Here is a 13,618-nt window from a genome sequence, read left to right as displayed (position 1 = left end):
GGAGATTTAAAGTATACTTTATTTAGAGAAAAAACAGTTTACTTTAATTTATCTAATTTTTATAGTTTACCTTATTTAGAACAATTGTAGTAAACCTTATTGATATTTGGAAGTCTTTATAGTAAACTTTAATAGAGAAATTATGATTGGAGACTTTTTATGCCAAAAAAAGCTGAAACCTATGTAGTAGGAAATTTTAAAGGGGGCGTCGGTAAATCAACGACTGTTCAGATGCTCTCATTCGAGAGTGCCTTTCGTAAAGATCGAAAAACATTAGTTATCGACTTAGACCCTCAAGGGAATACAAGTGATGTATTATCTCTAACTGCAGAAAATTTCGGAAATGATACATTACCTGATGAATTCGATGCAACCATCTGGGAGGCTGTTCGAACTGGAGATATAAAATCTTCTATTTATCAAATTATGCCAAATTTAGATTTAATCCCAGCAAACATTTCCTTTTCTGATTTTCCAGATTATATGATCGAGAAGTATCCAGGTGACAAATTGTCTCAATTTAAATATATGGAAGACTTGATTGAACCACTTAAGAATATCTATGATGTGATCTATATCGATGTCCCGCCAACTATCAGTACCTATTCGAATGCCGCTATGTATGTAGCAGAGTATGTTATCGTTATTTTGCAAACTCAGGTAAAATCCTTAAAAGGGGCACAAAACTACATCGATTATATGAATTTCTTCATTGAACAATACGATACAGACTTAGAAGTTGTAGGCATCGTTCCATTTATGATGCAAAAACGGGATTCTGTTGACCAAGAGATCTATACCGCAGCAAGGGAAATCTACGGTGCCCATCTTTTAGACACTGTTGTTTTAAATCAGAGCCGTTTGAAACGCTATGATGGGTCCGGAATTACCTATGAAATCAACAAAAACGGCAAAGTTGAGCAATGGGACAAGCGCGCACACGAAGTTTTCGTTAATATTTTGGACGAAATTGATGAACATCGCCTCATATTAAGCGGTGAAGAGTAGGGGAGACGTTAAATGGCGAAAAAAATGAAGCTCGATTCGCTTTTAACGGCGAATAAAAAGAATAAGGGCATTGAAAAAATGTCTGAGTATTCCAATCAAGATAAAGAGGAAAAGAAACCCAGCTCTCAAGACCTCTTAGCAAATAGAACCTTAAGTCCTGAAACTGATTTTCGGCGTACTTCTTTTCGTGAAGAACCTCGACATTTAAATGAAAGAACGATTACTCATGAACCAGCCCCTCAGCAGCATGAAACAGAGGTCGGGAAGAGAGGACGTAAGCGTCAATACTATGATCCGCGCTTAAAAGCCTTAGAAATGCAGAAAATCTCAGCCCGTACAAAGATTCGTATGCAGAATTTGATCAACGCCAAGTTTGATGGCTATACACCTGATAAAATGATTGACTTCTTATATGACTATTATCTTGAAAAGGGACTATCAAGAGATGACCGAAACTTCTTAAATCAGCTCGAAGAAGCCTCTATGGAGGAGTATAAAGAGAAGCCAAAATACCAAAAGTTATTCAAAGAATTAGAAAACGATGAGAAATAACCATAAAAAAAGTAAACCGCAATGCATGTTTTCTTCTGCATTATGGTTTACTTTTTTTAAAGTTATCTGTTATTTAAGTTTACCCTTATTATTGTTTGTACATTTTAAAAGTTTACTTTTAAAAAAATTCCTTCCACAATTTATAAGTTGTGGATAACTAAAGAAGCCCTTATCCACATTACTTTTTATCCACATTCTTACTTGAGAACAAGAGAACGATTACTTTAATTGAAGTTTACCAAAAATACTTTTATATCATTTAATAAAGTAAACCCAAATTGTTTTTATCCCAATATTATAGTAAACCTCAAATGCTTTTATAAACATAATAAAAGTTTACTCTAAAAAAAGATGGTTGGGAATCGCTTTACAACAGGCTTTCAATCAATTATTCTATACATGTAGAAAAAAACGAAAAAAAAAGAGTTTAAAGATTTGGCGATCTTTAAACTCAAAGGTTTGAGCTAATTTTGGCGAATTAGCCTGTCACATTTAGATAAACTTATAAGGGTTAGAAAAATTGGTGTTTGCCTAACCTTTATTAAGTATACCATATTTTGGTTACTTTCTCAATCAGATATCTTGTGACAGTAAGCATTCCTTTAAAACTTTCGTAACAACTTTGAGAGTGAACTAAGGAGGTTTTTTTGTCATGTCCACAAATTTAGATAACATCATGACCGCCGCAAACTTACCCAACGGCAATTATATTCCAATTGATTTAAACTTAATCAACAATCCACAATATAAAACTCTTTCCATTGAAGCCATGATGCTTCATGCTTTGTACACCATGCGTATGACATGTAGTATTTATCATGCAGAAAAAGATGGTAGCTGGCTTGATGAATCCGGGCATCCATACATTTATTTTTCCAATGAAGAAGCTGCAACATTATTACGCGTTTCTGAACGGAAAGTCACAAATTTGAAGAATAGCCTAATTGAAGCTGGTTTAATCCAGGTTCTTCGACATGGACTTAAAAATTATCGTATCTATGTCGCAAATCCTAAAGCACCAGATAAAAATGTTGTTGTACAGTTGTCCTTCAAAAATTATACAAGTACTAAATCCTTGGCTCCTGTGGAAAACAAAGAAGTAGAAATTAAAGAGGAATTATCCACTGTGGATAGAGAAGCAGAATCTGCGTCCTCGAACACGCAAAATTTGCTTACAAGTACAAAAAAACATTTAGCAAAACAAACCACAAGTGCAACAAAAGTAACACGCAACGCGACAAAAAATACCCAAACTTCTCAAGAGGATAGCCTCATAGAAGGGCTAAGTGCGCGCTATGCACATTTATTGCCGCAACAGGCGTTTAATCGATTCTTGCCGTTTTGCAAAGGCAATTATCAAAAGGCACGTTGGTTTGTTGACACGATTTTTAAGGCGAAATATGCAAGTACGCAGCAATATATCAACGCTGGACTCCCTGCTGAAGCAGAAGTGCTAACCTTTGAACACAATGAGTATTTTAAATCAGATATCAGTGACGCGATTGCGAAAGCATTAGAGCAAATGTATCGCTTTAAGACAGTGAAAAATCCTGAAGGCTTCTTCTTTGCATTCATGAAGGGCTTCTTTACGGAAAAGACACGCCAATACTTAGTCGATCATTATCAATTAACACCAGAACTGCAACAAACGCTTTCATTTGTGCAATTGACGATTCAGCAAAAAAATACGCGACAAAAGCCTGTAAAATCACAAAAAGTCGCTAAAAAAGTCTCCTAAGAACCCAAACCTTTGTTATAATGTAGCGGAGTCTATCTAGAGAAAGGTTAAATTTTTTATGAATAAGTTTAAACTAGCATTTTTTGGCTACAGCGGATTTTTAGGGATTGCTGTTGGAGTCATTGTGGCTTTATTTATGGGGCTGACGGAGCTGGGAAATCAATTGATATGGCAGATCTTGCCTAAAGCGATTGGCGATCCGCGATTTTATCCCTTGATTGTCTGTACTATCGGGGGCGTGGCAATCGGTTTTTTTGTTAAACATTTCGGCCGTTACCCTCGGACGCTGGAAGAATCTTTTGAAGAATTTCAGGAGACGAAGCGAATAGATTATCACGATGGAAAGCTGATAAGGAATCTTTTAGGTTCCTTGATTGTCTTATTCTTTGGTGCAAGCTTAGGACCAGAGGCTGCACTAGTCGCGTTACTTGGCGGCTTAATTACCTACGTTGCTGATCGAAGAAAAATTGCTGAAGATCAGCGATCTGATCTGATTGAGTTTGGTGTCGGAACTTCGCTGGGTGTTATCTTTATGACCCCGCTGTTTGGTGTCGGGCGTTCAGTGGAACGGGACGATTGGCAAGTTGTTACGGAAAGTAAACTACAGAAATACGTTTTGTATATTTTTACTACCTTTACTGGTTTTATTGGATATCTTTTAACGTATAGTATTTTTCCTAATCAAGAGCAGGTTTTTGCGATTCGACGAATGGAGAGTAGTTTTACTTGGCAAGGCTTATTACTGGTTATCCCAATGATTCTCTTAGGCGCTTTGTTTGGAAAATTTTTCTTAGTTTTGCGGGAACGAGGGGAGAAATTGAATCAACGAATTCGAAATCCTCTACCTTTAGCTATTTTTTCCGGCCTTCTCTTAGGTTTGTTGGGGACGATTTCTCCGTATTTTCTATTTTCTGGTGAGCATAATTTATTGTCTTTTACTCGTCAAGCAGAGACAATGAACTTTTTCCTTTTACTATTGATTGGCTTCGGTAAAGTGGCCATCACAATGATTTGTTTGGCTTGTAACTGGCGCGGCGGGACCATTTTTCCAATGATTTTTGCTAGTATCGCGACAGGATTAGCGTTTGCGAATCTGCTTCCATACTCACCTGGATTATTGGTGGCTGTTTTTACAGCGAGTGCCTGTGCGGTGATTTTGAAGCAGCCTCTAGCAACCGCGTGTCTATTTTTACTGTTGTTCCCAGTGGAGCTGTTCTTATGGATTTGGTTGGCCGGATATTTAGGCAATCTATTTTTACAGCGGGTTCCTTTTTTCCACGAGGAACAGACCATCAAAGCCTTCAAACTTCCTGAACTACCGAAACGGACGAAAAAACCATCGGTAAAAAATGAGGAAAAGACGCGGGATGTTTCGGAACTAAGAAAAGCAGCAGATCGTAAAAAAGCTGAAAAAGCAGATCTGCAGCCGCGTGTGACGGAGCCAAAACGAGAGATTTTAGCACGGAAAGAAGCCAAAAGACCGCGTGAGCCGAAAAAGGAAACACCCGTTAAAACAGACAAAACGACTTCTGATACACCAATGACTCGAATGAGTCGTCATCGTCGTAAGTAAAATCAGCAACAATTGATCCGTGGATCAATTGTTGCTGATTTTTTGTATTTTTTACGGAAAGTTTTTAAGGCTCAATGAGATTGAAATAGCGATCGACGGTGTTGATTTCAAACACTGAATGCCATTCTTCCAGCTCTTTTATCGGTTTATTCAGCAGTTGATCCATAAATGCCATTCTTTTCCCGTGGAAAAGAGGCGTGTCATTCTTCCAATGGCTTGAGTGAACTGGATAATAGGTTAAAATTCCTTGCCAATAATCCAGATGATAGCAAGAAGTGTATTGTTGATACATGCCTTCTTCAAATGTCCAATCATCTTCAAAAAGAACGACTCCGGATAGCTGTTTCTCTGTAGAGATAGTCAATAAACTAAGGTAATTCAGCAGCATTTCACCTGTAAGATGACTAATGATATCTTGTGAACTATTTGCATAGGAATCGGGATCTTTTGACGCACCATTAGCTAGCTCAAGGGCACCAGATAAATATTCATTACGCCAAGTTCCGGATTCTGCCTGATACCCTAGCTGAGTAAGTGCTTTTTTACATAAAAGGCGTGCTTCTTGGTTACTTGGATCGGAAAACACGATGAGATTAGTAACCTTCGCTACCCAACGATACTTTCCATTTTGATAATCGATGGCTGCATTCTCTAAAATATTCGCAGCGCCACCCATATAGCGAACGAAATTTTGTGCCTCCTCAATAGGTGGCAATGGATCGAGATTGACGGGATTAGAATCATACCAGCCCATGTATTTCTGATAGACAGCTTTGCTATTGTGACTCAGCGTTCCATAATAAGGACGTAAATACCATTTCTCCGTTAAGGATTTTGGTAAGTGAATCTGCTGTTCAACTTCATTGATTGTATAGCCTTTATTGATAGCGCATAAGGTCTGATCATGGATTCCTTTGTATAGTCGTGCTTGTGAAATGAGATAATCACTAATGGTATTGGAGTCTTCATAGGCATATCGGGGCCAAGTATGAGCGTGGAATAATACCTTCGCACGGTCACCGAATAGATGATTAGCCTCTAATAGATATTTTGACCAAGCGTTTGCATCACGAACTTGTGCTCCTCTTAGAGTATATAAATTATGCATGGTACAGGTACAATTTTCTGCCATCCAAAGTGCTTCATACTGGGGAAGAAATGTATTCATTTCTGCTGGGGCTTCTGTACCAGGAGTTAATTGAAAGACTAATTCTAACGCATCTATCGTGAGGGTTTCATTTTTAGTAATTTCTTTTGTCGGCAGTTCAAAGCTGACGGTCCCTAATGATTGTCCTTGTCCAATTCCGATGGATAGTGCCCCTGTAGCGTTCCTCTCAAGAAAGGTTCCATATTGATAGCCAGCTCTTCTGCCCATTGCTTTACCAACCATCAGATTCTCCGAGATGGCCGCCTCAGTAAATCCTACTGGTGCTAGAATGGGGATCGTTGGATCTAATTTAAAATCAGGAAACAGCCCGCGAATGCCACCAAAATGATCGACATGTGAATGGCTGATGATAATACAGGCAATATGGTCATCCACTGTTGGATAATGATTGTTTTCGAACCAATGATTGGCAAATTCAATCGCTTCTCTAGAACATTCAATGCTCATCAAGGTATCAAAAACCAACCAAGTATTCTTGGGAGATAGTACCAGTGTTAAATTAGCCATATCGAATCCGCGAAGTTGAAAAATTTTGTCGGTTACTTGAAATAAGCCTGTCTGGTGATTGCAGCGGGCGTTTTCCCATAAGCTTGGATTTGCTGAATCTGGGCAATCTTTTTCTAAAAAGTAATATGCTTTTTGGCTCCAAATAATTTTGTCGTCTTGTTTAATTTCAAGCTTATCAAAAGCGGCAACACAATTTTGTTGGGCTAATGCCAATTCAGAATTGCTATCAAAAGGTAACGTATCCATCATCTGTTGGTTCTTTTGACAAGTACAGCGACTTGCTTTTTCCATAATTTTTTCCTCCTCGGTAGTAATAAACAGCAGCATCCAATAATATAGTAAGCGTTTTCTTAAAAGTGTGTCAAATTCCTGCTGAATCCTAGATGTTTGCAAAACTTATTTTTGAAAGCGTTGACCAAACTTCTGCTGACTGCTACTCTATTCATTAGAAGGCTAGAACTTCAAAACAGAAAGGAACGTGTGACAATGTTAAACGAAGCAAAGATTCGTGCGTATTTGGAAAAAGAGAAACTGGATGCTTTTTTTATTGCCAAAAGAGTAAATGTTCGTTTCACTAGCGGCTGGACAGGAGACGATTCATTTATTTTGCTCACACAAGAGGGACAATACTTTTTGACAGATCCGCGCTATACTGAACAAGCGGACATTGAAGTACCAGAGTATGAAATCATCAACTGGCGCTTGCCGGGACGGACTGTCGGAGACACTGTGGCCCGTTTGGCTAGTGAGAAAAACTTAAAAACGATCGCTTTCGAAGCGGATTATCTAACCTATGATATGTATTCTGATTTTACATCGAAAACAACAGCTGAGTTCGTACAAGCTGGCGGTGTGATTGATCGTATGCGTGCAATTAAGTCTCCGCAAGAGATTCAATATATGCGCAACGCTTGTGAAATTTCTTGTCGGGCTTTTAATCGAATTTTGGATGACATCCGAGTTGGGGTCACTGAAAAAGATTTAGCAGCTAGACTATCGATGTACATGGTACAAGAAGGCGCGGACACTCAGCCTTATGGAAATATTTTGATTTCTGGAGCGAATACGTCGTTATTACATGGGATCCCATCAAAAAAATCAATTGAATATGGCGATTTTGTCTTAATGGATTTTGGCTGTCAATATGAAGGCTATATGTCTGATATGACACGCACCGTTGTTGTCGGAAAAGCTACGGATAAGCAACGGGAAGTGTATGAATTAGAAAAACAAAGCTTGGAAGCAGCGGAAGCGGTAATGAAGAACGGAGCAGCAGTAAAAGATATTTATCAAGCCTCATTGAAACCGCTGGAAGGAACCGAATATCCGCAATATACTTATCGAAACATCGGACACAGTATTGGTCTGTTCGTACATGAACTACCATACATTGATGAACAATATGATGATGTTTTAGAAACAGGTATGGTGATGACGATCGAACCGGGAATCTATATTCCAGATTGGGGCGGTGTACGGATTGAGGACCAAGTTTTAATTACGGATGACGGCTATGAAAATATGATTAGTATTTCTCATGATTTGATTGAATTATAAGCGTGGGATAAGCTATACTAAGACGACGACGGCAGGAGCTGTCGTCGTTTTTTCACACTTAATTATTAAAAAATGACCGTTAGAGGCTGTATAAATTTACGGATTTTTTCGTTTGAAAAGGAGGGAAGCCCGATGAATGAACGGGAAGCGTTTGATTTCGTCTATGATATTGGCGAAACATTATTGAAAAATGGTGCGGAGATTAAACGGATCGAGACGACCATTCGTCATATTGCAGAGGCTTTAGAGTTGAAAGAGTTTGATAGCTTTGTATTGATCAATGGTATTTTTATGACGGCGCGGTTAAAAGATGCGACTGTTCAAGCCCGTGTTCGGGATATCCCAATTTCACCGATCAATTTAGGGCGAATCGAACAGATTAATACCTTGTCACGAAGATTGACCGAAAAGCGTTTAAGTCCAGAAGATGCCAATGAATGGTTGCAGGAAATCAAGCATGAATCCTTTGCTTCGAATCCTTTAAAAATTTTTGCTTATGCATTTGGCAGTGCCAGCTTTTGTTTTATTTTTGGCGGAAGTCTATGGGATACAATCGGCGCGCTCTTTTTAGGTGTATTATTGGCTTGTTTTTCAATGTATTTATTACCGAAGTTTAATATGTCAGATATTATTTCTACTATCACGAGCAGTGCGTTCGTTAGTATTTTGGCTTGTTTATTCGTTCATTTTATACCTGTGCTGCAGCTGACGAGTCTTATCACCGGCGGAATTATTTCTCTTTTGCCAGGAGTTGCTGTGGTGAATGGTATTCGGTACTTGTTTGATGGGGATTATAGCTCGGGCTGGGGGCAAATGATTTATGCTTTAATTACAGCTCTTTGTGTCTCCGTAGGTGTTGGACTGGTCTTACGTGTTTTTAGTTTTCTATGATAGGAATAAAAAAAGAAATGATCATCCAATAAAAATTGAATTCGTCATTTTACCATAGTGATGGAAAGGAGTGCAGCCAATGATAAATGGCTTGTTTCAAATCTTAGCAGGTTTTTTAGGAACGATTTCTTTTGCGATCTTATTTGAGGTTCCACGTTGTTACTACGTTCATTGCGGTGTTATCGGTGCTTGTGGCTGGTTCATTTATTTGTTTATCATGCATTTTTTTGTAGCGCCAGTAGCGGCGACATTCATTGCTTCGTTAGTATTGATCTATCTTTCAAGAGAAGCATCATTTGCATTAAAAGCTCCAGTCACGATTTTCTTGATTTGCGGAATTTTCTGTCTCGTCCCTGGGATGGGTATCTATAATTTTACCTATAATTTTTTTATTGGTGATTCCATCAAAGCGGCTCAAATTGGTGTCCAAGTTTTAAAAATTGCGATCGCAATCGCTGTGGGTATTACAGCAGGGTATGAATTATCGCCCAAATTTTTCTACTCTTATCACAAAATGCAAAAGAATAAAAATTCATTGTCGTGAATAAATGATAGGAACAGTTTTTATAGACAGTTTTGTTGTATAACAGAACTGTTTTTTTATTTGTATTTAAAATATTAAAAATACAATGATTTGCTTTTAAGATGTTATTGTTCTGCCCATTTTTTTAATAAAAAAACAAAATCATGAGAAAGAGATAAGGTGCAAAATTACTCGAGAAATAATACAACTAGGCTCATTTATTTTTCTAAATATTCTAAATAAGCGCTGATTTTGAAAAAAAGTTTTAAGAATCGTTTAAATAAGCGAAAAGATATAGTAAACTAGTGGAAGCGGATACGAATAATTAAGTTTAAATTTTTTCTCAGAAATACTTGAAATCCCAATGATTTTATGGTTATTTTAAAACTAGTGATAGGTGAATAGTTGAACAATTTTTTATTGCTAATTCCAGACTGTTGCATAGCAGTTCGATTCCGCGAAAAGATGATTATTAACAGCTACGTGAAAACAGAGCTGTTTTTAATAATGCCAGCAGGCAAACAATATCAATAAAAGGAGTGAAACATTTTGAAAGAACGTCGCGTTGAAAGAGTAATTGAAAAAATGAAAGAACAAGGTTATGGCCAACTGTTAGTTTCAGATCCAACAACTATTTTCTATCTAACTGGTCGCTGGATTCATCCTGGTGAACGGTTGTTAGTATTAGTGATTACTCCAGAGAACAAGAACACATTGATCGTTAACAAATTATTCCCAATCGAAGAAGACTTGGGCGTGGAAAAAGTATTTATTGATGATACCGACGACGCTGTGCAGAAAGTGCTTGAGTATGTTGATACTGACCAAAAAATTGGTGTAGATAAGAATTGGCCTGCCCATTTCTTATTACGTTTGTTAGAACTTGTTCCAGATGCCAAATTAGGTAACGGATCAGAAGTAACTGACGCAGTTCGTGCTGTTAAAGACGAAGAAGAAAAACAATTGATGCGTGATGCGCAAGCAGATAACGAGATCGCGATTGATCGTTTGAAAAAGCTATTGCCGGAAGAATTGACTGAAGCTGAAATGGCTGACAAATTAGGCGAAATCTACAAAGAATTAGGCAATACAGGCTTCTCATTTGACCCAATCGTAGGGTATGGCGCAAATGCAGCCGATCCTCATCACGAAACAGATGATTCAAAAGTGAAACCGGGTGATTCTGTCATTCTAGATATCGGGGGAATCAAGAATTCTTATGCCTCTGACATGACTCGGACGTTCTTCTACAAAGAAGTCTCTGATAAAGGTCGTGAGGTCTATGAAATCGTAAAAGAAGCTGCACAACGTGCCATTGATTTAGTAAAACCAGGCGTGAAATTGTCTGATATTGATGCAGCTGCCCGTGACTATATCACTGAAAAAGGCTATGGCGAATACTTCACACATCGTCTAGGTCACTTCATCGGAATCGATTGCCATGAAGCGGGCGATGTTTCAGGAGCAAACGATAACGTCGCTGAAGTCGGCAATGTCTTCTCGATTGAACCAGGAATCTATATTCCAGGCGAAGTGGGCGTACGTATCGAAGATTTAGTCATCGTTACAGAAGACGGCTGTGAAAACTTGAATCATTATCCTAAAGACTTAGAAGTAATCGGTTAGGAGGCCGCGCAACGTATGAAAATCGAAGAAGGCTATATGCCATATCTAGGGCATAAAACTTATTACCGAATTGTTGGTGAACAATCAGGCAATAAGAAACCATTGATTGTCATGCACGGTGGACCCGGATCAACCCATAACTATTTTGAAGTCCTTGATGAAATGGCGGTCGATGGCCGCCAGATCATCATGTATGATCAATTAGGTTGTGGAAAATCTGCGGTCCCTTCACAGCCAGAGCTTTGGACGGCTGAAACATGGGTCAATGAGCTGATTGCTTTACGGGAACACTTGGGTCTTGATGAAGTTCATTTATTGGGACAATCTTGGGGCGGAATGTTGGAAATCATTTATGTTTGCGATTACGCACCGAAGGGGATCAAGAGTATGGTCCTTTCTAGTACGTTACCTTCTGCAAAGCTGTGGGCGCAAGAACAACATCGAATGATCAAATTCATGTCGGAAGAAGATCAAGCAGCAATCGCAAAAGCTGAAGAAACCGGCGTATACGATGATCCTGCTTATCTAGCTGCCAATGACCGTTTCATGGTACGCCACGCGGCGCCAGTATTCACCAAAGAGGATCCAGAACCATTGTGGCGCGAAAAAGTCGCAGGTACAGAAAGCTATGTTACAGCTTGGGGTCCAAACGAATACTCGCCGGAGGGAACATTGCAGGGATATGATTACACAGAAAAATTACATGATGTCACTATCCCGACACTTGTTACTAGCGGCACAAACGATTTGTGTACACCTTTAGTAGCGAAAACGATGTATGACGCGATTCCAGGAGCAAAATGGGAGCTGTTTGCTTACAGCAGACATATGCCTTTTGTTGAAGAACGTGAGAAATACATGAAACTGTTAGCGGAATGGTTAGCAGCAAACGATTAATTTTTAAAAGAGAGAAGGAATGATAGTGGAAACAACTCCAGTAAAATCAAAAAAACCTTTTGGGTTTTATGTCTGTGCGTTAGGATTTACATTTGAACGTATGGCCTTTTACACAGCGAAATATATGTTGGCGATTTGGATCGCAACACGAGCAAGCGCATCAACAGGTGGTCTAGGAATGACAACAGCACAAGGTGCAATGATTTCGGCCTACTTCGTAGCTGCAACTTATATCACACCGACAATCGGGGGAATTATCGCCGACTATTGGATCAGTCCAAGGATTTGTGTTCCTGTGGGGATGTTAATGATGGGTGTCGGCTATTCCTTGGCTTTTTGGGCAAATTCCATGAGCATGGTAGTTGTGATGACTGTTTTAGTAGCTCTGGGAACAGGTTTGTTTAAAGGCAATCTTTCCGGGGTAAATGGGTTGCTATTTGATGATGAGAAAGAGTTAAATGAAGCCTTCTCGATTCAGTATTCATTCGTAAATATCGGGTCATTTATCGGAACAACATTTTTGGTTTTATTGATTAAACCATTTGGTTTCAACTTTGTATTTTTGATTTGTGGGCTATTATTAATTTTCGATGCTATTTGGTTTGTTGCTAATGGGCGCGCCTTGGGTGATGCCGGTAAAAAACCATTTAAAGTTGACCAACGTAAATTCGAATCGGCTGGTAAAAAAGCCGATGGGGCGGATGAGAAGTTAACTTCAGGTGACAAAAAACGGATGATTGCCATTTTCTTAGTAACAATGTTCTCAGTTGTTTTTTGGATGGTTTGGTATATGGCTTACATGCCAGCGTACTACTACTTTGGCTATGGTGATGGTGCTGGGTTCTTAGAACGTGCAAACTGGGTAGTGGGGAACTTCAAGGTTCCAACGTCTTATTTTGATTCAATGAACGCTTTGACATGTATCATCTTAGGCCCAATTTTGGGACGTTTATGGACAAAATTAGCTGCTCGTCCTCAAGGCGATATGAGTATGTTTAAGAAAACAGCTCTAGGTATGATGCTCGTAGGTGTTTCTTATGTGGTAATGGTTATTGCCGATATCGTAGGAAAAGGTAGTACTGGAATTATGTGGCTTGTTTTGGTCAGCCTATTAATGTCTGTCGGTGAAATGGTCTTCTCTCCATTAGGGAACTCCTTCATTTCCAAACTGGCACCCGCGAAATTCATGGGAATGTTGCTAGGATTCTGGACAATAGCGGTATTCTTCTCTCAAATGATCTATCCAATCATTTATGGCATGTTAGAAACAGATGTACCTGGCGACTTCCAAATGGGTTATGGTATCTTAGGTGCAATCGTTATTGTTCTTGGTCTAATCTTATGGGTTGGCAGTAAAACTTTAGACAAATTAGAAACAGCCGAATAATTTTTTTGAATCAGTTTCATCAAGCTCTTGCCTTATAAAGGTGAGAGCTTTTTTAATGGAAATGATTCTTTTGACTAGAGGAAGAAAGGAAAGCATTACATTATGTGATTGATTATACATATAAATCAAAGTTAAAAAAAGTGTGATTATTGATAAAAATAATTTATAGAGCATGCCGATAATGAGAGTAA

At 38.7% G+C, this 13,618-nt stretch carries 11 protein-coding genes; 10 read left to right on the top strand and 1 reads right to left on the bottom strand.

From position 1 onward, the window contains the following. The first annotated feature begins 159 nt into the window (after positions 1-159). From IGI50_RS20890 to IGI50_RS20875, 4 genes are all read left to right on the top strand, one after another. Positions 160-1,008, top strand: coding sequence for a ParA family protein (locus IGI50_RS20890; RefSeq protein WP_010744025.1), 849 nt, complete (start codon positions 160-162; stop codon positions 1,006-1,008). A 12-nt stretch (positions 1,009-1,020) separates the two neighbouring features. Then, a complete protein-coding gene (locus IGI50_RS20885; RefSeq protein WP_010744024.1) occupies positions 1,021-1,560 on the top strand; it encodes a hypothetical protein in 540 nt (179 codons plus the stop codon). Positions 1,561-2,212: 652 nt separating this feature from the next. Then, complete coding sequence (locus IGI50_RS20880; protein ID WP_438778401.1) at positions 2,213-3,298, top strand: replication initiator protein A; 1,086 nt, start codon at positions 2,213-2,215, stop codon at positions 3,296-3,298. A gap of 58 nt (positions 3,299-3,356) precedes the next feature. Next, on the top strand, positions 3,357-4,871 hold the full coding sequence (locus IGI50_RS20875) for a chloride channel protein (RefSeq protein ID WP_438778400.1): 1,515 nt from the start codon (positions 3,357-3,359) through the stop codon (positions 4,869-4,871). A 64-nt stretch (positions 4,872-4,935) separates the two neighbouring features. On the opposite strand, the gene IGI50_RS20870 is transcribed toward IGI50_RS20875, so the two are convergent. Beyond that, complete coding sequence (locus IGI50_RS20870; protein ID WP_438778399.1) at positions 4,936-6,837, bottom strand: alkyl/aryl-sulfatase; 1,902 nt, start codon at positions 6,835-6,837, stop codon at positions 4,936-4,938. 195 nt (positions 6,838-7,032) lie between these two features. Here IGI50_RS20870 and IGI50_RS20865 point away from each other — a divergent pair, with 195 nt between their 5' ends. The 6 genes from IGI50_RS20865 to IGI50_RS20840 all read left to right on the top strand — a co-directional run bounded on the left by IGI50_RS20865 (position 7,033) and on the right by IGI50_RS20840 (position 13,427). Next, positions 7,033-8,103 (top strand): M24 family metallopeptidase, encoded by a 1,071-nt coding sequence (locus IGI50_RS20865; RefSeq protein ID WP_028021064.1) that lies wholly within the window; start codon positions 7,033-7,035, stop codon positions 8,101-8,103. 132 nt (positions 8,104-8,235) lie between these two features. After that, positions 8,236-8,994, top strand: a complete 759-nt coding sequence (locus IGI50_RS20860; protein WP_028021063.1) for a threonine/serine ThrE exporter family protein — start codon at positions 8,236-8,238, stop codon at positions 8,992-8,994. Positions 8,995-9,073: 79 nt separating this feature from the next. Beyond that, on the top strand, positions 9,074-9,538 hold the full coding sequence (locus IGI50_RS20855; protein WP_010744019.1) for a threonine/serine exporter family protein: 465 nt from the start codon (positions 9,074-9,076) through the stop codon (positions 9,536-9,538). A gap of 528 nt (positions 9,539-10,066) precedes the next feature. Further along, complete coding sequence (locus IGI50_RS20850; protein WP_010744018.1) at positions 10,067-11,143, top strand: M24 family metallopeptidase; 1,077 nt, start codon at positions 10,067-10,069, stop codon at positions 11,141-11,143. A 15-nt stretch (positions 11,144-11,158) separates the two neighbouring features. Continuing rightward, positions 11,159-12,040 carry a proline iminopeptidase gene (pepI, locus tag IGI50_RS20845; protein ID WP_010744017.1) on the top strand — a complete coding sequence of 294 codons (882 nt, stop codon included), beginning with the start codon at positions 11,159-11,161 and terminating at the stop codon, positions 12,038-12,040. A gap of 25 nt (positions 12,041-12,065) precedes the next feature. Continuing rightward, entirely contained in the window at positions 12,066-13,427 is a 1,362-nt protein-coding gene (locus IGI50_RS20840; RefSeq protein ID WP_438778398.1) for a peptide MFS transporter, read from the top strand. The last annotated feature ends 191 nt before the right edge of the window (positions 13,428-13,618 follow it).

The organism is Enterococcus sp. DIV0170 (genome assembly GCF_051710765.1).
GTDB classification, from domain to species: Bacteria; Bacillota; Bacilli; order Lactobacillales; family Enterococcaceae; genus Enterococcus_A; species Enterococcus_A raffinosus.
This window is presented reverse-complemented; position numbering and strand designations above follow the sequence as displayed.